Origin of the sequence: Brevundimonas sp. SGAir0440 (assembly GCF_005484585.1) — a bacterium.
GTDB lineage: Bacteria > Pseudomonadota > Alphaproteobacteria > Caulobacterales > Caulobacteraceae > Brevundimonas.
Map to the genome: position 1 here is coordinate 1,059,441 of NZ_CP039435.1, position 19,380 is coordinate 1,078,820.

20 protein-coding genes are annotated in these 19,380 nt (G+C 66.4%); 10 read left to right on the forward strand and 10 right to left on the reverse strand.

All coding sequences use genetic code 11. From position 1 onward, the window contains the following. Complete coding sequence (gene murC, locus E7T10_RS05135; RefSeq protein ID WP_137720976.1) at nucleotides 1–1,398, reverse strand: UDP-N-acetylmuramate--L-alanine ligase; 1,398 nt, start codon at nucleotides 1,396–1,398, stop codon at nucleotides 1–3. Between the two features lie 69 nt (nucleotides 1,399–1,467). Between murC and E7T10_RS05140 the strand changes: the two genes are divergently transcribed. The 6 genes from E7T10_RS05140 (at nucleotide 1,468) to ligD (ending at nucleotide 10,075) form a co-directional block, all read left to right on the forward strand. Continuing rightward, nucleotides 1,468–2,304, forward strand: coding sequence for an LD-carboxypeptidase (locus E7T10_RS05140; protein ID WP_137720977.1), 837 nt, complete (start codon nucleotides 1,468–1,470; stop codon nucleotides 2,302–2,304). Between the two features lie 265 nt (nucleotides 2,305–2,569). After that, nucleotides 2,570–4,429, forward strand: coding sequence for a DNA primase (gene dnaG / locus E7T10_RS05145; protein ID WP_137720978.1), 1,860 nt, complete (start codon nucleotides 2,570–2,572; stop codon nucleotides 4,427–4,429). Nucleotides 4,430–4,503: 74 nt separating this feature from the next. Continuing rightward, entirely contained in the window at nucleotides 4,504–6,450 is a 1,947-nt protein-coding gene (rpoD, locus tag E7T10_RS05150; protein ID WP_137720979.1) for an RNA polymerase sigma factor RpoD, read from the forward strand. Nucleotides 6,451–6,499: 49 nt separating this feature from the next. Beyond that, nucleotides 6,500–6,679 (forward strand): DUF2256 domain-containing protein, encoded by a 180-nt coding sequence (locus tag E7T10_RS05155; RefSeq protein ID WP_137720980.1) that lies wholly within the window; start codon nucleotides 6,500–6,502, stop codon nucleotides 6,677–6,679. Nucleotides 6,680–6,735: 56 nt separating this feature from the next. Next, entirely contained in the window at nucleotides 6,736–7,479 is a 744-nt protein-coding gene (locus E7T10_RS05160) for an extensin family protein (protein WP_137720981.1), read from the forward strand. A gap of 34 nt (nucleotides 7,480–7,513) precedes the next feature. Beyond that, nucleotides 7,514–10,075, forward strand: a complete 2,562-nt coding sequence (gene ligD / locus E7T10_RS05165; protein WP_137720982.1) for a DNA ligase D — start codon at nucleotides 7,514–7,516, stop codon at nucleotides 10,073–10,075. Here the strand turns inward: ligD and E7T10_RS05170 are convergent. The 6 genes from E7T10_RS05170 to E7T10_RS05195 all read right to left on the reverse strand — a co-directional run bounded on the left by E7T10_RS05170 (nucleotide 10,072) and on the right by E7T10_RS05195 (nucleotide 13,445). Beyond that, the gene (locus tag E7T10_RS05170; RefSeq protein ID WP_137720983.1) at nucleotides 10,072–10,953 is read right to left on the reverse strand and encodes a Ku protein; all 882 of its coding nucleotides are present in this window, start codon (nucleotides 10,951–10,953) and stop codon (nucleotides 10,072–10,074) included. The two genes, ligD and E7T10_RS05170, sit on opposite strands and share 4 nt — an antisense overlap. A gap of 67 nt (nucleotides 10,954–11,020) precedes the next feature. After that, nucleotides 11,021–11,374, reverse strand: coding sequence for a DUF1428 domain-containing protein (locus E7T10_RS05175; protein ID WP_137720984.1), 354 nt, complete (start codon nucleotides 11,372–11,374; stop codon nucleotides 11,021–11,023). A gap of 35 nt (nucleotides 11,375–11,409) precedes the next feature. After that, a complete protein-coding gene (locus tag E7T10_RS05180; protein ID WP_039244224.1) occupies nucleotides 11,410–12,057 on the reverse strand; it encodes a glutathione S-transferase family protein in 648 nt (215 codons plus the stop codon). A gap of 1 nt (nucleotide 12,058) precedes the next feature. Further along, the gene (locus tag E7T10_RS05185; protein ID WP_137720985.1) at nucleotides 12,059–12,544 is read right to left on the reverse strand and encodes a VOC family protein; all 486 of its coding nucleotides are present in this window, start codon (nucleotides 12,542–12,544) and stop codon (nucleotides 12,059–12,061) included. Beyond that, nucleotides 12,541–13,002 carry an SRPBCC family protein gene (locus E7T10_RS05190; protein ID WP_137720986.1) on the reverse strand — a complete coding sequence of 154 codons (462 nt, stop codon included), beginning with the start codon at nucleotides 13,000–13,002 and terminating at the stop codon, nucleotides 12,541–12,543. Before E7T10_RS05190 ends, E7T10_RS05185 begins: the two co-directional genes overlap by 4 nt. After that, complete coding sequence (locus E7T10_RS05195) at nucleotides 13,002–13,445, reverse strand: VOC family protein (protein WP_137720987.1); 444 nt, start codon at nucleotides 13,443–13,445, stop codon at nucleotides 13,002–13,004. Before E7T10_RS05195 ends, E7T10_RS05190 begins: the two co-directional genes overlap by 1 nt. A 58-nt stretch (nucleotides 13,446–13,503) precedes the next feature. On the opposite strand from E7T10_RS05195, the gene E7T10_RS05200 reads away from it, so the two are divergent. Beyond that, entirely contained in the window at nucleotides 13,504–14,187 is a 684-nt protein-coding gene (locus tag E7T10_RS05200) for a helix-turn-helix domain-containing protein (protein WP_137720988.1), read from the forward strand. Nucleotides 14,188–14,191: 4 nt separating this feature from the next. On the opposite strand, the gene E7T10_RS05205 is transcribed toward E7T10_RS05200, so the two are convergent. Then, a complete protein-coding gene (locus E7T10_RS05205) occupies nucleotides 14,192–14,401 on the reverse strand; it encodes a flagellar basal body rod C-terminal domain-containing protein (protein WP_137720989.1) in 210 nt (69 codons plus the stop codon). Between the two features lie 206 nt (nucleotides 14,402–14,607). Here E7T10_RS05205 and E7T10_RS05210 point away from each other — a divergent pair, with 206 nt between their 5' ends. The 3 genes from E7T10_RS05210 (at nucleotide 14,608) to E7T10_RS05220 (ending at nucleotide 17,851) form a co-directional block, all read left to right on the forward strand. Continuing rightward, nucleotides 14,608–16,506, forward strand: coding sequence for a DEAD/DEAH box helicase (locus tag E7T10_RS05210; RefSeq protein ID WP_137720990.1), 1,899 nt, complete (start codon nucleotides 14,608–14,610; stop codon nucleotides 16,504–16,506). A gap of 47 nt (nucleotides 16,507–16,553) precedes the next feature. Continuing rightward, nucleotides 16,554–16,877, forward strand: a complete 324-nt coding sequence (locus E7T10_RS05215; RefSeq protein ID WP_026108600.1) for an Mpo1-like protein — start codon at nucleotides 16,554–16,556, stop codon at nucleotides 16,875–16,877. Between the two features lie 83 nt (nucleotides 16,878–16,960). Next, nucleotides 16,961–17,851, forward strand: a complete 891-nt coding sequence (locus E7T10_RS05220) for a hypothetical protein (protein WP_137720991.1) — start codon at nucleotides 16,961–16,963, stop codon at nucleotides 17,849–17,851. A gap of 74 nt (nucleotides 17,852–17,925) precedes the next feature. Here the strand turns inward: E7T10_RS05220 and E7T10_RS05225 are convergent, their stop codons facing one another. Both E7T10_RS05225 and E7T10_RS05230 read right to left on the reverse strand, forming a co-directional pair. After that, nucleotides 17,926–18,483, reverse strand: coding sequence for a 3D domain-containing protein (locus E7T10_RS05225; RefSeq protein WP_039244236.1), 558 nt, complete (start codon nucleotides 18,481–18,483; stop codon nucleotides 17,926–17,928). Nucleotides 18,484–18,669: 186 nt separating this feature from the next. Beyond that, complete coding sequence (locus E7T10_RS05230; RefSeq protein ID WP_137720992.1) at nucleotides 18,670–19,338, reverse strand: hypothetical protein; 669 nt, start codon at nucleotides 19,336–19,338, stop codon at nucleotides 18,670–18,672. Nucleotides 19,339–19,380: the final 42 nt, after the last annotated feature.

A 19,380-nucleotide genomic window follows, 5' to 3' on the forward strand; every position in this document is an offset into this window, starting at 1 on the left:
TTACCGGCCTAGACGCCCCAACAGTTCCGCCGCGAAGGTCGACAGGGTGTCGTCGCGCGCACCCATGACGATGATCCGGTCGCCCGGCTTGGCGATCGCGACGATCCGGTCGCCGCAATCCGCGCGCGTCGCCAGCGCCTCGGCCTGACGGCCGGCGGCGCGGACGCCGGAGGCGATGTCTTCCGATCCCACGCTGCGGTCGGTGGTGCCGCCGTAATAGACCGGCTCGGGCATCAGCAGCACGTCGTCCTCGCGCATCAGGCCGGCGAAGCCGTCGATGAATTCGGACTTCATCAGCTTCAGCGGGCCGAACCCATGCGGCTGAAACAGGATCAGCAGCCGCCCGTCGAAGGCGTGCAGGGTCTTCAGCGTGGCGGCGATCTTGTCCGGGTTATGGGCGAAGTCGTCGATGACGGTGATGTCGCCCGTCGTCCCGACGACCTCCATCCGGCGCCGGATGCCGGCGAAGGTTTCCAGCGCCTTCACCGCCTCGGCCGTCGGCACGCCCAGCGCCCGGGTCGCGCCCAGCGCGGCCAGGGCGTTGGCGACATTGTGGGCGCCGGGCACGTTCAGGGCCACGTCGTGTTCGCTCCAGCCCTCGATCAGCCGGAACCGCATGCCTGTCGGCAGAGGCTGAAGATCATGGGCGGACAGGTCGGCCTTCTCTTCGCCCAGGCCGAAGGTGATCGCTTTCCCAGCCGGCAAGGTCTGGGCCAGGGCCGCCGTCTCGGGATTGTCCAGGTTCAGCACGGCCGTCGTCGCCCGCGCGGTGAAGCCCCCGAACAGGTCGCGCAGCTCCTCCATCGACTTGTGGTCCAGCGAGATGTTGGACACCACCGCCACCGTCGGATCGTAGTGCGCGATGGAGCCGTCGCTTTCATCCACCTCGGACACGAACACGTCGGGCCCGCCGATCAGGGCGCTGGCGAACGGATGGTCGGCGTCGGCGAAGTTCTTCATCACTGCGCCGTTCATGACGGTCGGCTCGCGGCCCGTCTGATGCAGGATCCAGGCGATCATGCCGGTGATGGTGGACTTGCCGCTGGTGCCCGCGACCCCGACCGAGGTCGCGGCGGTGTTGAAGAGTTCGCTGAGCAGTTCGGGCCGGGTCTTGATCGTCGCGCCCGCGCGCCTGGCCGCGCCGATGTCGGGCACCGTCTCCTCGATGGCGCCGGTGGCGACGACGGTCTGATCCGAGCGGGTCACGCCCGATCCGTCCTGAGGGTGCAGGGTCACGCCGTGGGCGCGCAGCCAGTCGAACTTCTCGGGCGTGCGGCCTTGGTCCAGCGCCCGGTCCGACCCTTCGATCACAGCGCCGCGCGCCTGGACGATCATGGCCAGGGGCAGCATGCCCGACCCGCCGATGCCGCAGAAGAAATAGGAGGCGTCTTGGTTCATGCCCCCTTAGAACAGGGGATCGGGCCGGTCCGCCAGTGGGGGATCGCAAAAACGACGAAGAAGACGGACGTGGACACCAATAGCTTCAAGATCGGCGTCGTCTGCGCCAGTTCGCGCTTCTCCAAAGAGCGCGCCGAGGCGGTCGAGGCCTGGATGGCGCACAACCATCCCGACCGCGATGTCGCCGTCGTCTTCCACCCCGCCTGTTTCCTGAAACACGGTCATTTCGCCGGCGACGACCGGGCGCGCGCCGACGCCTTCGTGGAGTTCGCCAACGACCCCCGCATCGACGCCATCTGGTTCGCGCGCGGCGGATACGGCTCCTGTCGCATCGCCGATGCGGTGATCCCGCGCCTGGACGCCGTCGCCCGCAAGAAGCGCTACATGGGCTATTCCGACGCCGGCAGCCTGTTGGCCGGGATGTACAAGGCCGGGTTCCAGCATCTGGCGCACGGACCGATGGCGTCGGATTCGGTGCGCGACGACGCGACCGCGCGTGGCGCCCTGTCCTGGCTGACCGCGGGACGCACCGACTGGATCGAGCCGTCGCTGGCGACCGATCCTCGCCCGGCCGTCGCCTTCAACCTGACCATCCTGAACGAACTGACCGGCACGCCGCTGGAGCCCGATCTGTCCGACCACGTCCTGATGCTGGAGGAGGTGTCCGAGGCCGCCTACCGGATCGACCGGATGATGTTTCACTTGACCAGCCAGGCCAGCATTCGTCGCGTGGCCGGGATTCGCATGGGACGGGTCTCGGACGTCACGCCAAACGATCCCGATTTCGGTCAGACTCCGGAGGAAATCGTTCGATACTGGTGCCTGCGTTCGGGCATACCCTTTCTGGGAAGCGCCGATATCGGGCATGACGCCGCCAACAAGGTCGTCCCCTTCGGTCGCCCGTAAGGCGAACGACGCGCGACGAAAAGGACACAGTCTCGCCTCTATTCGCTAGGGCAAGCTCGCCCGCCTCTCGACAGAACGCCGGTCCTGACTTCAGATGCCGGTCCGCGAGGCGTTAGGACTTCGTTAGCCAAGGCGTTGGGGGACGCTGCGGTTTGCGCCTTCTGCGATGCGGCGGTTCGTTCGGATATCGGGGGATGCCCGGACGAGCCGCCTGATCGTCTTCCCATCCATCGACGTTGAGTGCCGCAGGGCTTAAGGATCGCGGGTGCGTTTCGACGAGAGATTCATCGATGAACTGAAGGCCCGCCTTCGGCCGTCCGACGTGATCGGGCGGACGGTGAAGCTGAAACGTCAGGGGCGCGAATATGTCGGGTTGTCGCCCTTCTCGAAGGAGAAGTCGCCGTCCTTCTTCGTCAACGACGACAAGGGTTTCTTCCACGACTTCTCGTCCGGCAAGCACGGCGACATCATTTCCTTCCTGCAGGAGACCGAGCGGCTCAGCTTCGTCGAGGCCGTGCAGCGTCTGGCCGGAGAGGCGGGGATGCAGCTTCCCGCCGAAGACCCCAAGGAGGCCGAGCGCGAGCAGAAGCGGGCGGGTCTGTCGGACTGGATGGACCTGGCCCAGAAATGGTTCGCCGCAAACCTGCGCCGGACGCCGGGCAAGGCGGCGCGGGAATATCTGGACAAGCGCGGCCTGCCCGAGGATCAATGGGAGCGTTTCGGGCTGGGCTATGCGCCCAACGACCGCGAGGGGCTTAAACAGGCTTTGGTCCAGCGCGGCGCCAAGCCCGCCGAACTGGTCGAGGCCGGGCTGCTGATCTCGCCCGAAAGCGGCGGCCAGCCCTATGACCGGTTCCGAGACCGACTGATGTTCCCGATCCTGGATGCGCGCGGCCGGATCGTCAGCTTCGGCGGCCGGGCCATGAACCCCGACGACCGGGCCAAATATCTGAACGGCCCGGAAAGCCCGCTTTTCCACAAGGGCGCGACCCTTTACGGCCTGCCCGAGGCGCGGCGCATCCTGGGTGCGGAATCCAAGAACGACCAGGCCATCATCGTGGTCGAAGGCTATATGGACGTCATCGCCTGCCAGCGCGCGGGCCTGCCGGCCGTGGCGCCAATGGGCACGGCCCTGACCGAGGAGCAGATGGAACGGCTGTGGCGCGTGTCGCACGAGCCGATCCTCTGCTTCGACGGCGATGCGGCCGGACTGCGCGCCGCCTATCGCGCCATCGAACGCTCGCTGCCGCTGTTGAAGCCAGGGCGCTCGTTCCGGTTCGCGCTGCTGGGCGCCGGTCAGGATCCCGACGACATTCTGCGCGACAAGGGCGCGCCCGCGCTACGTCAGGCCCTGGCCGAAACTCATGGGTTCGCCGAGGTGCTGTTCCGCCGCGAACAGGATCTGGAGCCGCTGGACACGCCGGAGCGCAAGGCCGGCTTCAAGGCGCGGCTGAGAAACACCGCCTCGGCCATCCAGGACAAGGATCTGGCCGAGCAATACCGCCGCGACCTGTTCGACCGTTTCGACGCCCTGTTCCCGCGCATCCCCCAACGCGCGCCCTGGACGCCGGGGCAGGGCAAGCGCGGTTTCGGCCCGCCGCCCAAACTGGGTCAGACGGCCGAGGGCGCCCAGGCGATGCAGTCGCTGTTTCGCGCCATCGAGCCCGTGCCGGCGGCTCTGGCCCACGGCGCCATCGACGACCCCGAACGGATGGACGACCATCTGGAGGAAATCGCAGCCCATGGATTTGGCGACAAGGGGCTGGATGGACTGGCGCAGGAGCTGGTTCGCCTGCGTCTGTCGGGACATAGCCTTGACTCCGCCGCCCTGCGACGCCATCTGGCGCAATCGGGTCATGATGCCTTAGTGCGCGAGGTCGAGAAGGCGGCGGCAAAGTCCGGCGCGCCATTCCTGGCCGCAAATGCGCCCCTCGCCGAGGCAAGGGTCCGATGGTCGCAGGCGTTCGACGCTTCGACGCGGGTCGCCGCGTTGGAGGACGCCTTGGCCCATGCACGTGATGTGCCTGGGCAGGATGAGGCGTTCCGCCGGCTGAAGGCCGAGCGGGATGCGCTTCGCCGTGCGATCAAAGCCGGGACGATTTGGGAAGACAGCGCGGGCACGTAACCTTACGGCACGCTAAGCATTGTATTTTTCGCCGGGGCGGACTGATCACCCTCTCGGCTGGAGACAGACTGACTATGAACGCACAGACCGAGACGCAGGACACCGAGGTTTCGACCGATGGGCCCCTGCTCGATCTGACGGACGCCGGCGTCAAGAAGTTCATCAAGCAAGCCAAGGCGCGCGGCTATGTGACGATGGAGGAGCTGAACAAGGTCCTGCCGTCCGAAGAAGTCACGCCCGACGCCATTGAAGACACCCTGGCGATGCTGTCCGAAATGGGCGTCAATGTCGTGGAGGCCGAGGAGGACGCGCAGGAGCAGCAGTCCACCGACGTCGCCGCCGCGGCCGGCACTGCTGTGGCCGAAACGCCCGCCAAGTCGGCCTATGACCGCACCGACGACCCCGTGCGCATGTATCTGCGCGAAATGGGATCGGTCGAACTGCTGAGCCGCGAGGGCGAAATCGCCATCGCCAAGCGGATCGAGGCCGGTCGTGACGCCATGATCTCGGGTCTGTGCGAAAGCGCCCTGACCTTCGAGGCCATCATGGTCTGGCGCGACGAGCTGGAAAACAACCGCATCCTGCTGCGCGAGGTCATCGACCTGGACGCCACCTATGGCGTGCTGAACCCTTCGTCCCTGCCGGGCGCCGCCCAGCCTGAAGGCGAAGAGGAAGACGAGGCCGAGGACAAGCCGGCCGCCGAGGACAAGCCTGAATCCGACGACGACGACGACGACGACTTCGACGACGGCGGCGGCATGTCGATCTCGGCGCTGGAAGCCGAGCTGCGCGACGGGGTGATGGACGTCCTAAACGCCATCGCTGCGGACTTCGGCGCCTTCCGCGCCCTGCAGGACAAGCTGGTTCAGGCCCGCCTGAAGGGCGAGGTGCTGAGCGCCAAGGATGAAAAGGCCTATCAGGCGCTGACGACGTCCATCTCGGACCGTCTGAAGACCATGAAGCTGAACAACAATCGCATCGAGGCGCTGGTCGAGCAGCTCTATGCGATCAACAAGCGCCTGATCGGTCTGGAAGGCCGTCTGCTGCGTCTGGCCGACAGCTACGGCATTTCGCGGCCCGAGTTCCTCAAGGCCTATTTCGGCTCGGAGCTGGATCCCACCTGGACCGACCGGATCAAGGACCAGGGCGTGCGCTGGACCAAGTTCAGCGAGAACGAAGCCAGCCAGATCGCGACCATCCGTTCCGACGTCGCCGCCGTGGCGTTGGAAGCCGGCCTGCCGATCGACGACTATCGCCGTATCGTCCAAACGGTGCAGAAGGGCGAACGCGAAGCGCGGCAAGCCAAGAAGGAAATGGTCGAGGCCAACCTGCGCCTCGTGATCTCCATCGCCAAGAAATACACCAATCGCGGCCTGCAATTCCTGGATCTGATCCAGGAGGGCAACATCGGCCTGATGAAGGCGGTCGATAAGTTCGAGTATCGTCGCGGCTACAAGTTCTCGACCTACGCCACATGGTGGATCCGTCAGGCGATCACCCGCTCGATCGCCGACCAGGCGCGCACCATCCGCATCCCGGTGCACATGATCGAGACGATCAACAAGATCGTTCGCACCAGCCGCCAGATGCTGCACGAGATCGGCCGCGAGCCGACCCCGGAAGAGCTGGCGGAAAAGCTGGCCATGCCGCTGGAGAAAGTGCGCAAGGTCCTGAAGATCGCCAAGGAGCCGATCTCGCTGGAAACCCCGATCGGGGACGAGGAAGACAGCCATCTGGGCGACTTCATCGAGGACAAGAACGCCGTCCTGCCGATCGACGCCGCCATCCAGTCGAACCTGCGCGAGACCACGACCCGCGTGCTGGCGTCCCTGACGCCGCGCGAGGAACGCGTCCTGCGCATGCGCTTCGGCATCGGCATGAACACCGACCACACGCTGGAAGAAGTCGGCCAGCAGTTCTCGGTGACCCGCGAACGCATCCGTCAGATCGAGGCTAAGGCGCTGCGCAAGCTGAAGCACCCGTCGCGGTCGCGCAAACTGCGGTCCTTCCTGGATAGCTGATACGATCAAGGGCGGCTCCGACGGGCCGCCCTTTTTCTTGGCAGGGGACATGGCCCGAAAACACGTCAATCTCGGCACGGCGCCGGCCAAGTCCGACCTGCCGCAAAAGCCCTGCGCCGCCTGCGGCCTGCCGTTCGCCTGGCGCAAGAAGTGGGCGCGGGACTGGGATCAGGTGCGGTTCTGCTCGGATCGGTGCCGGGCCAAGGGCGCGTCCGAAGAGCGCCGATAGGCGGCTCTCCGCCTCGTGACCACGGCGGCGGCGGGAATCAGCTAAGCGTCGCGACCATGCCTTCCGTGTCGCGCGTTTCTCACATTCTCATCGGCCTTGGCGTCCTGCTGATCCTCAGCGGCTGCGTGCGGCGTCCCCCTGAGCCGCTGCGGCCGACATCGCCCTATCCGTCACGCACCGAGGCGCCGCTGGTCGGGGGGCTGGTGGATCGGATGATCGACGGCGGGACCCAGGCCCTGGTCGTGCGCGAAGGCGGCGATCTGGGCCGGTGCCTTGCCGAGTTGAATGCTGCGCGCGTGCGGTTCAGTCCCGTGCCGGATCGCCAGAACACCGCGACCTGCGGCCTGCATCAAGGCGGGGTGCTGGGCGCTGACCTGGGCACCGTGGCGCGCATGGCGCCGGGCGATGTGGAGATGACCTGCCAGACCGCGCTGGCGCTGAGCATCTGGCGTCGCCAGTCGCTGGAGCCGGCGGCGCGCGAGATCCTAGGCTCCGATGTCATGCAGATCGATCACATGGGGGCCTACGCCTGTCGCAACGTGAACAACGGCGTGGGCTCCAACCGCATCAGCGCCCATTCCCAAGCGGCGGCGCTGGACTTCGCCGGGGTGCGGCTGAGGGACGGGCGGCGCATCACCGTGACCAGGGACTGGAACGGCGACACGCCCGAGGCGCGCTTTTTGAAGCGCATCCGCGACGACGCCTGCCGCATCTTCGGCACGACGCTGAGCCCCGACTACAACGCCGTCCACTACGACCACCTGCACCTCGAGGCGACCGACACGCGCTTCTGTCGCTGAGGCAACGCTTTGGCGCGGGGCGGATTACGCCCCTATGCGCGGTGAACTGAAGACCTATCAGGCCAAGCGCCGGTTCGGCGAAACGCCCGAGCCGAAGGGCGCCAAGGGCAAGCGCGCGAAGGGCGGCTTCCGCTATTTGATCCAGCGCCACGCGGCGACGCGTCTGCACTATGATTTTCGCATCGAGGCGGACGGGGTGCTGAAATCCTGGGCCGTGACAAAGGCGCCGTCGCGTGACACGGCGGTCAAGCGGCTGGCGGTCGAGGTCGAGGATCATCCGCTGGATTACGGGTCGTTCGAGGGGACGATTCCCGACGGCAACTACGGCGCCGGCACGGTGCAGATGTGGGATGTCGGCACTTGGGAGCCGCAGGAGCCGGACCTGGAGGCGGCCTGGGCCAAGGGTCAGATCAAGATGATCCTTCACGGCGAGCGGCTGAAAGGCAAATGGGCGCTGATCCGGTTGAAGAGCGATCGGGGCAAACCCTTCAAACGCAACAACTGGCTGCTGCTAAAGGAGAAGGACGATTTCGCCGTGGCGGGCGAGGGCGATGCGCTGGCCGAAATCGACGCCTCGGTGACGACCGGGCGGTCGCTGGCCGAGATTGCGGATGGGACGAAGGAGTGGACGGCGGCCAAGCCGACGGGGCGTAAAGGCCCGGCCAAGCCCAAGCCCTCGAAAGCGGCGGCGAAGGCAAGAAAGCCGCCGGCATTCGTGCCGATCCAGCTGTGCAAGGTGACAGACCATCCGCCGGGCGGAACGGGCTGGGCGCACGAGATCAAGTTCGACGGCTATCGCATCCAGATCGGCGTCGGCGGCGGTCGGGCGGTCTTGCGGACGCGCAAGGGTCTGGACTGGAGCGACAAGTTCCCAGACCTCGCGGCGGATGCGGCGACCTGGCCTGACGCCGTGATCGACGGCGAGCTGTGCGCGCTGGACGACGATCACATGCCGGACTTCGGGGCGTTGCAGGCCGCCATTTCGGACGAGAATACGCAAGGCCTGATCTATTTCGCCTTCGACCTGTTGTTCGAGGGGGCGGAGGATCTGCGCAAACTGCCGCTGTCGCATCGCAAGGCGCGGCTGCAGGCCTATGTGGACCGGATTGGAAAGGCGGCCGCTGGGCGGCTGCGCTATGTCGAGCATTTCGCCTCGACCGGTCAGGCGGTGCTGGAGAGCGCCTGCCGGATGGATCTGGAAGGCGTGATCTCCAAGAAGCTGGACGCCCCCTATCATGCCGGGCGGTCATCGACCTGGCTGAAGTCCAAATGCCGGGGTCGCGATGAAGTCGTGATCGGCGGCTGGTCGTCCGAGGGCGGCACGCGGTTCCGCTCCCTGCTGGTCGGGGTCAGGGACAAGGGCGGCCTTCGCTATCTGGGTCGGGTCGGGACCGGCTATGGCGAGGCGGTGACGAAGACGCTTGTTCCGGCGCTGAAGGACGTGGCGGCGGAGAAATCCCCCTTCGCCGGGGCGGGCGCGCCCAAGGCGGCCAAGGACATCCATTGGGTCAAGCCGGTGCTGGTCGCCGAGGTCGAGCATGGCGGTTATACCGAATCCGGATCGCTGCGGCAGGCGGCGTTCAAGGGTTTGCGCGAAGACAAGACCGCCGCCGAGGTCACCCAGGCGCCCCAACCGCCGGCCGATATGGGCGACGCGAAGAAGACCACGACGACGGTGCGATCGGCTGTAAAGCCCGGCAAGGTGGTCGTGGCGGGCGTGACCATCTCCAGCCCCGACAAGGTGTTGTGGCCCGCCGTGGGCGACCGGCCGGCGATCACCAAGGCCGACCTAGCGCGCTACTACGAGGCGGCGGCCGAGCGGATCCTGCGCCATGTGGCGGACCGGCCGACCTCCATTATCCGCGCGCCCGAGGGGATTGGCGGCGAGACCTTCTTCCAGCGGCACGCCATGGCGGGGTCGAACCCGCGGCTGAAGCTGATCGACGTCAAGGCCCGCACCCCTTACGTCGCCGCCGTCGATGTCGGCGGCCTGGTCGCCATCGCCCAGTCGGGCGGGCTGGAACTGCACCCCTGGGGCTGCGCGCCCGGCCAGCCGGAAATCCCTGAGCAGATCACCTTCGACCTGGATCCGGACGAGGGGCTGAACTTCGCCGACGTCATCGCCGCGTCCAAGGTCGTGAAGGCGAAGATCGAGGCGCTGGGTCTGGCCGCCTTCGTCAAGACGACCGGGGGCAAGGGTTTGCACGTCGTCGTGCCGATCAAGACCGACGCCCGCTCGCGCGTGACCTGGGATCAGAACAAGGCCTTCGCCAAGGCGGTGGCCGAGGCCATCCGCGCCGAGGCGCCAGACCGGTTCACCACGACCCTGGCCAAGAAGGCGCGGGGCGGAAAGATCTTCATCGACTATCTGCGCAACGGGCGGATGGCGACGGCGGTCGCGCCCTGGTCGCCGCGCGCACGGCCGGGGGCGGGGATCGCTTTTCCGCTGTCGTGGGGGCAGGTCAAGGCCGGGCTGGATCCCGCCGCATTCAACCTTTGGACCTATGCGGCCTTGCTGAAGAAGCCCGATCCCTGGGCCGATTTCCGCGCCTCGGCGGTCAGTTTGAAATCGGCGTTGAAGAAGATGGGCGTCTAGGCCGCTGTCTTCTTCTTTGCCGCAGTCTTCTTGGGCGCCGCCTTCTTTGGCGCCGCCTTCTTCGCCGGGGTCTTCTTGGCGGCCGGCGTCTTCGTCCCCGTCGCCGATCCTTTCAGGCTGTTTCGCAATGCGGCCATCAGGTCGATGACATTGGTGTCGTCGGGTTCGGCGACATCGACCACGCCCTTGCCGCCCTTGGACTTGGCCTTGATCATCGCGCGCAGGGCGTCGTCGTAGCCGTCCTTGAAATCGGTCGGGTCGAAGTCCGCCTCCTTCTGCCCGATGATGCGAGCGGCGATTTCGACCATGTCGGGATCGGCCTTCACCGTCGGAATGTCGTCGAAATAGTCGTCGGAATCGCGCACCTCGTCATGGGCGCGCAGGGTGTAGGCGATCAGCCCCTTGCCCCGAACCTCCAGCGCCAGCTGACGCTCCTTGCCGCGCAGGACCAACTGGCCCAGCGCCACCTTGCCCTGTTTCTGCATGGCGTCGCGAATGACGGCAAAGGCCTCGACGCCCGCGCCTTTCTCAGGCACCACGAAGAAGGGATCGTCCCAATACAGCCTGTCGATGTCGTCCTCGTCGACGAATTTGTCGATCGAGATGGTCTTGGTGCTCTCCAGCTTCACCTTGTCGAAGTCGGCGTCGTCGAACAGGACGTATTCGTCCTTGGACACCTCATAGCCGCGCACCAGATCGCTGCGCTCGACCGGCCCGGCGTCCGGGTCGGTCGGCACCATGCGGATGCGATTGTTGGTGTCGGGATTGATCAGGTGAAACCGCACGTCGTTCGTGCTGGTCGTCGCCGTGTAGAGGGCCACCGGACAGGTGACCAGCGACAGCTTCAGATGTCCTTGCCAGGTGGGGCGGGCGGCCATGTCGGTTCTCCTCGATCCCTGACAATGCGTCAGGGCGATTTGCGTTCGAACCGGGCCGCCGCCGGCCTCAGACCTTGCCTTCGAAGGCGACGCTGAAACCGCCCCACATCATGCGCTTGCCGTCGAAGGGCATGTCCATGTTCGCAAAGTCGGGGTCGTCCTGCATCTTGCCGAAACAGGCGTCGGCGGTGGCGCGGTCGGGCCAGGTCACCCACGAGAAGACGACGACCTCGCCCTCTTGCAGCTTCACCGCCATGGGAAAGCTGGTCAGCGTGCCGTCGGGCACGTCCTCGCCCCAGGTCTCGACCTGCGACAGGGCGCCGTATTTCTGAAACAGGGGCCAGGACGCCTCGGCGGACTTGACGTAGCGCGCCTTGTCCTCGGTTTTCACGGGGGTCAAAAAGCCGGTCACATAGGTCATCGGTCGTCTCTCCACGGGTGATCGTTCTTTGTCGTTCAGGCGTCGGCGGCGTCGAAGGCGGCTTTTTGAGCGTCGAAGGCGCGTCGAAACGCAGGTCTCTGCTCGGCGCGCGTCAGATAGGGCCGCAGATTGGCCCGTTCGTCCAGAAGGCTCGTCGCTTTGAGCCGCAGCAGAACCGACGCCATCAGCAGGTCGCCGACGCTGAAGTCGCCTTCCAGCCAGTCAGCTTCGCCCAGGTGATCCGACAGTTGCGCCAGACGAACGCGGATGCGCGCCTCCAGCATCTGAATTCGCTCGTCGAACCAAGGACGGTCGCGCTCCAGCACCTGGGTCAGGCTGTGGTCGAACACAGGCGGTTCGACGGTGTTCAGGGCGGCGAACATCCAGGCGATCGTCCGCGCCCTCGCCTCGGGATCGGTGGGCAGAAGCCGACCGTGACGTTCAGCGAGGTGAAGAACGATGGCCCCGGATTCGAACAGGGTCAGGTCGCCGTCCTCATAGGTCGGGATCTGGCCGAACGGGTTGCGCGCCCGGTGCGCCGGTTGCTTCATCGTCTCGAACGAGAGAGGCAGCACGCGATAGGGTTGGCCGATCTCCTCCAGCATCCAGCGCACCCGCATGTCTCGCGCCAGACCTCGTCCCCGATCAGGCGAGCGTTCAAAGGCGGTGATGACCGGCGACATCTCAGCCTGCCGATGCGACAGCGCGGTCCAGCGCCGCGATGTTGATCTTGATCATGCCCATCATGGCCTGCATGGCGGCCTTGGCGCGCGCGGGGTTCGGATCGGTGGTCAGCTCCATCAGGCGACGCGGCGTGATCTGCCACGACAGGCCCCAGCGGTCCTTCAGCCAGCCGCAGGCGTTCTCGCTGCCGCCGTCGGCGAGCAGGGCGTCCCACAGCCGGTCCGTCTCGGCCTGATCCTCGGTCATCACCATGAAGGAGACGGCCTCGGTGAAACGGAAGTTCGGGCCGCCGTTCAGCGCCAGATACTCTCGACCCGCCAGCACGAACTGCACCGTCAGCACCGATCCTTCAGGGCCGGAGGGCGTATCGACCGGCGAGCGGTTGACGGCGGTGATGCGGCTGTCGGGCAGCAGGCTGACGTAGAAGGCGGTCGCGGCCTCGGCGTCGCCGTCAAACCACAGGCAGGGAATGATCTTGTCGGTCATGTCGCATCGCCTTCCGCCAACGCCGCCAGTTGATCGGCGACCGCGCCCCAGCCCTGTTCGAAGCCCATGGCCTTGTGGGTTTCGGCGGCTTTTCCGTCCCAGTGCCGGGCCGTGGCGGTGTAGCGAGTTCCGCCGGCCTCGGGTTCGAAGGTGTCGATGCGCACGAAGTTCATGTCGCCGGCCTGCGGAACCCAGCCCTCGGTGAAGGCCCCGGTCGAGACCAGTTTGCGGCCCGGAACCACCTCCAGAAACACGCCGGAATAGGGATGCCGCTCGCCCTCCGGCGAAGCCATTTCGACGTTGGCCCGCCCGCCGACGCGCAGGTCCCAGTCCACGACCGGCGTGGTCCACGGGCGAGGGCAGAACCACTCGCCGGTGCGCTCGGTGTAGATGTTCCACACCGTTTCCGGCGAGGCCTTGATCAGCCGGCTGATGCTCAGTTCGCGAATGTCCCCCATCACGACACCATGGCGTCAGCGGCGAAGGCTTCGGGACCGGCGGCGACGGCGGCCGCGTCCATCCACATGACTTCCCAGATATGGCCGTCCGGATCGGCATAGCTGCGCCCGTACATGAAGCCGTAGTCCTGGGTCGCATTGGGATCGATCTTGCCGCCGGCGGCCCCCGCTTGGGCGACGACGGCGTCAACCGCCTCGCGGCTGTCCCGGGACAGGCACAGCAGAACCTGGGCCGAGGCGTGGGCGTCGGGGATCGCCCGATTGGTAAAGGTGCGCCATTTGTCGTGGGTCAGCAGCATGACGTGGATCACGTCCGACACCACCATACAGGCGGCCGTGTCGTCGCTGAACATGGGGTTCCTGGTCGCGCCGACGGCCTCATAGAAGGCGATCGATCGGGGCAGGTCGGCGACCGGCAGGTTAATGAAAATCAGCTGAGCCACGGCGTTTCCTCTCCTTGTTATTTGCGAAACCTGACTCCGATGATTACGATAGTCAACTATGAAGTTAGAAAAGATAACCGATAGGGCTGGTCGCCGATATCACGACGCCTGCGGGGCCGCGCACGGGCTGGACCTGATCGGCGAGCGCTGGGCCCTGCTGGTGATCCGCGAACTGATGATGGGCCCGCGCCGGTTCGGCGATCTGCGAAAGGATCTGCACGGCATTTCCGCGAATGTGCTGACCCAGCGACTGGAGGGGCTGGAGGCTTCGGGCATCGTGACCCGCCGCAAACTGCCGCCGCCCGCCTCGGTCCAGGTCTATGAGCTGACGCCCTGGGGATACGAGATCAAGCCGGTCTTCATGGTGCTGGGCGGCTGGGCGGCGCGCTCGCCTCGTCACGACCCGACCCTGCCGATCAGCGCGGTGTCGATCATGCAGTCGTTCGAGACGATGTTCGATCCGGCCCTGGCCGGAGACGCCGCGATGACCGTCGGCTTCGTCTTCGGTGACGAACCCTTCGTCGTTCAGATCGAAAAGGGGACGATCACGACCCGCCGCGGCCCCACGGACGCCGCCGACGTCGTCCTGACGACCCAACCGCCGCTGGTCGCCGCCTGCGTCTACGGCAAGGTCCCGCCCGCCGCCTTCGAGGCCGACGGCCTGATGACCCTGACCGGCGACCGTGCCGTCTTCGACCGCTTCGTCGGCTTCTTCAACCTGCCGGAGAAGGCGCCGGTCTGAGGTTTCAGGCCAGCATGTCCAGCAGGGTTCCGGTCATGTCGTCGGCGGTGCGCAGAACGGCGGCGTTGGCGCTGAAGGCGGTCTTGGCCTGGATCCGCTCCACGGTTTCCTCGGCGAGATTGTCCAGCGGCGCGGCGGCGGTGCGGCGTGCGCTGGTGTCGAACCGGTTCTGCGCGGTCGTCATTCCGGCGGCGGCGATAGAAAGCGCTTGCATGGCGAAGCTCCGGACGCGGTGGGTTCGATCGCCAGACTGCGTCTTTCAGGTCAACGTCGCCTGAAGGAACAGGGTGAACGGCGTTTTCCGCCCCGCTTGCGCCCTTATTGATGTATAGAGCGCCATCATTCGCCCGGCCTGAGGTCTGACCTCGGCCGGGCGCGGTCGTTTCGGCGACCGCCCTTGTCCGTTGTCCCAGGTTTCCTATGCCCTTTCCCGCCGTCCATCCCGCGCTCGACCGCGCCCTGATCAACAAGGGCTACGCCGAACCCACTCCGGTACAGGCCGCCGTGCTGGAGGCGGAGCATGCGGATCGCGACCTGCTGGTTTCGGCCCAGACGGGTTCGGGCAAGACCGTCGCCTTCGGTCTGGCCGCTGCGCCGACCCTGCTGGGCGACAAGCCGATCTTCGGCCCCGGCGGCGCGCCGCTGTGCCTGGCCATCGCGCCGACGCGGGAACTGGCCATGCAGGTCGCCGCCGAGCTGCAATGGCTGTACGCCGACGCCGGCGCCAAGATCGCCACCTGCGTCGGCGGCATGGATGCGCGCCGTGAAGCCCGCGCGCTCGGCTTCGGCGTCCACATCGTCGTCGGAACGCCCGGCCGTCTGAAGGACCATATCGACCGGGGCAATCTGGACCTGTCCGAGCTGAAGGTCGCCGTCCTCGATGAGGCCGACGAGATGCTGGACATGGGCTTCCGCGAAGACCTGGAGCACATCCTGGATCAGGCGCCGGCCGAACGCCGCACCCTGCTGTTCTCGGCGACCATCGCGCGCGACATCGCCACCCTGGCCAAACGCTATCAGAAGGACGCGGTCCGCATCGACGCGACCGACAAGACGCGCCAGCACGCCGACATCGAATACCGCGCCTATCGCATCGCGCCCAACGAGATCGAGCACGCGGTGGTCAACACCCTGCGCTGGTTCGAGGCGCCGCGCGCCATGGTCTTCTGCTCGACCCGCGACAGCGTGCGTCACCTGCAGTCGTCGCTGCTGGAGCGCGGCTTCTCTTCCGTCAGTCTGTCGGGCGAAATGGGTCAGCGCGAGCGTACCGATGCGCTTCAGTCGCTGCGTGACGGCCGCGCCCGCGTCTGCGTCGCCACCGACGTGGCCGCGCGCGGTCTGGACCTGCCGGACCTGGGTCTGGTCATTCACGCCGAATTGCCGATGAACCGCGCCGGCCTGCTGCACCGCTCGGGCCGAACGGGCCGGGCGGGCAAGAAGGGCATCTCGGTCATGCTGGTCCCGCATTCGCGTCGTCGCAAGGCCGAGCGGCTGATGGACGAGGCCGGCATCGACGCCGTCTGGACCGGCGCCCCGACCTTCGACGAAATCCGCAAGGCCGACGAGGACCGTCTGCTGTCGCCGTCGCACTTCGAGGCCGAGGTCTCCGACGAGGACATGGTCGTCGCCAAGCGGATGATCGCCGAACGCACGCCCGACGAGATCGCCGCCGCACTGGTGCGTCTGCTGCGCAAGGAGCAGCCGGCGCCGGAAGAACTGTCCGATCCGGGTTCGGATCGCGGTCCGGCCAAGCGCGACCGCATGGTCCGCAACGATGACGGCACGACGGCCCAACCCTGGCCTGGCGAGCGTCTGGGCGCCGACGACGTGGTCTGGTTCCGTCTGGACGTGGGCCGCAACAAGAACGCCGACCCGAAATGGCTGATCCCGCTGATCTGCCGTATCGGCGGCATTTCAAAGCCTCAGATTGGCGCCATCCGCACCTTCCCCGAAGAGACGCGGTTCGAGGTCGCCAAGACCCACGAGAAGACCTTCCGCGAAGCCGTCGCCGCCTCCAAGGACGAGGTGAAGATCACCCCGTCGGAAGCCCCGACGCCCGGCTCGATGAAGGCCAGCCGCTTCGCCGGCAAGCCGCGCGAGGATGGCGATCGCCCCTTCAAGAAGACCCCCTACAAGCGCGCCGACGGCGGCGAGGGCGACGCCCGCCCGCCGTTCAAGAAGAAGCCCTGGGCGCCGAAGAACGATGGCGGCGCCAACCCGCGCTCGAACGCCTCGGGCGACAAGCCCTATGCCAAGAAGTCCTTCAAGGCCAAGCCGGGCTTCAAGAAGGACGGCTTCAAGGGCAAGCCCAAGGGCTGATCTTGCGGGCACTTGCCTGATCGTGGGCGGAGGCGCACCCTCCGCCCATGAGCACGCCGTCCGCACCTGAGGGCCGTTACGCCTCGTTCGAGGCCTTCTATCCCTATTACATCCACGAGCATTCCAACCGGACGTGCCGGCGCATCCACGTCGTCGGCACCTTTCTGGTGATCTCGGCCTTCGTCGCCTTCGTGGCGACGCGGAACGCCTGGTGGCTGCTGGCCATGCCGCTGCTGGGCTACGGCTTCGCCTGGGTGGGGCATTTCTTCTTCGAAAAGAACCGGCCCGCGACCTTCAAATATCCGCTGTGGAGCCTGATGGGCGACTTTCGCCTGTTCTTCGAGACGGTGACGGGCAAGCGTCGCTTCTAAGCCCCCTTTTCAAGCTGCACGGTTCGGCGAAACGGATTAACCTCCGCCTGCGGCATGGCGCCGCTGCTGCTGGAGGGAGCACCATGAAATCCATCGCCGTCATCGCCGCTGCGTCCGTGCTACTCGCCCCTGGCGTCAGCCTGGCCCAGAAGAGCGCGGCCAAGCCTGACTTCACCCTGGACCCCAATTACGGTTCGGTGCGGCTGGAGACCGGCTTCACGCCCGATCCCTGGACCAAATCCATCCTCGCGGGCGGCTCGATCGCCGCCTCGGCCGCGCAGTCGGGCTGCGAGGGCAAGGTCAGCGCCGCGCCTGACCTGCAACTGAACTTCGAAGCCGGGGATCTGGACCTGACCATCAAGGCGGTCGCCAGCGAGGACACGACGCTGCTGGTCAACAGCCCCGGCGGCCGCTGGTATTGCGACGACGACAGCGGCGGCGACCTGGACCCGATGGTGACCATCTCCAATCCCGAGAGCGGTCGCTACGATATCTGGCTGGGCACCTATAACGACAACATGGTCCAGTCGACGCTGCAGATCAGCGAACTGGGCGGCACCGACACGACGGCGGGCGCGGCGCCCAACATCGACCTTGAGCCCAACTACGGCACGGCCAATCTGCGCGGCGGCTTCACGCCCGACCCCTGGACCAAGTCGATCCTGGCCGGCGGCTCCTCGCCCGCCTCGGCCGCCAAGTCAGGCTGCGAAGGCTCGGTCAGCTCGGCCCCCGACCTCCAGATCTTCTTCGAGCCGGGCGACGCCGATCTGACCTTCCGCGTGCGCGCATCGGAAGACACGACCCTGCTGATCAATACGCCGAACGGCCGCTTCTATTGCGACGACGACGGCGCCGGCGGCGTCGATCCCAAGGTGACGATCACCAATCCGCAGAGCGGCCGCTACGACATCTGGGTCGGCACCTATAACGGCTCGATGGTGCAGTCGACGCTGGAAGTGTCCGAACTGGACTGATCGGCGCAAGGCTGCAGACACGAAAACGCCGGCTGACCTTCGCGGTCAGCCGGCGTTTTTCATGATCGGCCGGATCAGTTGGAAGCGGTGGTCCAGGCCGGGGGGCAACCGTCGAAATCGCCGGCGTCCACGATGGTCAGGGTGCGCATGTTCAGGCGCTGCGCCTGGTTCATCGAGCCGCGACCGGTGCCGGTATACAGGTCGATCTTCTGGCCCTTGATCGCGCCGCCGGTGTCGGAGGCGTACCAGTAGCCGTCGTGGATGGAACCGTCGGCCAGACGCATGCCGACCGTTTCGCGGATGAACAGCTTGGTGCGGCGCGGGATCACGCGGGGATCGACCGCGACGGTGCGCATGGCGATTGGACGGCAACCCAGCGAATCGTTGCCCGTCGCGCCGCCGCCGCCTGCGTGATAGAGGCGCGCCGACGCGCGCCAGTCGGGATCGGAGGCCATCAGCTCGGCCTGTTCGGCGTTCAGGGCGGTCTCGACTTCATCGGAACCGACGATGGCGGCAGGGGTTTCAGTCCTGACTTGATCCGCCGCTACGACGTCATTGTAGGGGACAGGCCCGCTCGTCACAGACGATACGGCAGCCCAAAGCATGGCGATAGCAGCGGAGGCGCCGATCATGAGTTTCGCTCAGGAGACACCGGCTCCCAACGCCGCCGGCGCTGGCCTTGTCGCGTTAACCTGTGGCGGAAAAGTGGCGAAACCCGCCTTGGCGCCGGCTGTTACGATTTGTTTCTAGGTTAACGCCCTGTTTTGCATAATCTATTTATCCCCAGCCTTCGCGCTCAGGGACGACGCCTTTGGGCGTCAGAACTTGAAGTTCAGGCCCGCCTGAAGCACCGGCAGGACCTTGTAATCATCGGCCTCGGCCTGAATTTCACGCTCTTCCTGATCCAGACGCGCACGGAAGGTGGGATCGTTCGACAAGGTCCCGCCGCGGGCGTCCAGATTCACTTGCGGCGCATCGCCAAAGGCCGCGCCGGCCAGAAGGCGGAAGCCCAGCCGTCCGCCCCGCGTGAAGGTGTTGTCATAGCCCAGGCCGACGAAGGGCGTGGTGCTTTCCAGGTCGATGCGGCCGGTCAACGTCCCGACCTGGGCCGGAGTGAAGGTCGCGCCGCCGACATTGACGTTTCCGGTGGGCGTCGCATCCAGATCGACCTTGCGATCGCCGAAATAGGCCCCGCCCGAGATCAGGAAGCCGTTGCGGAACGGGTGAACGTCCACGAAGGCGCCCGGCGACTTGAAGTCGATCTTGGCGTCGTAATCGATGCCCTTGTAGGTCTGGTCCCGATCCCATTTCAGCACGTCATAGCCGCCGCGCAGCACCACGACCGGGCTGAGCGCAAACTGGGCCTGAAGGCCGGCGCCCGGCGTGCCGACCTGGGCGCCGACGGCGAAACGGCCGTCGGCCTGCGCCAGGGCCGAAGTGGCGGGCAGGGCGGTCGCGATGACGGCGGCGATCAGCAGGGTCTTCATGGCGTACAGGTCCGAAACGGAAGGGTTCTCTTAACCTTGCCG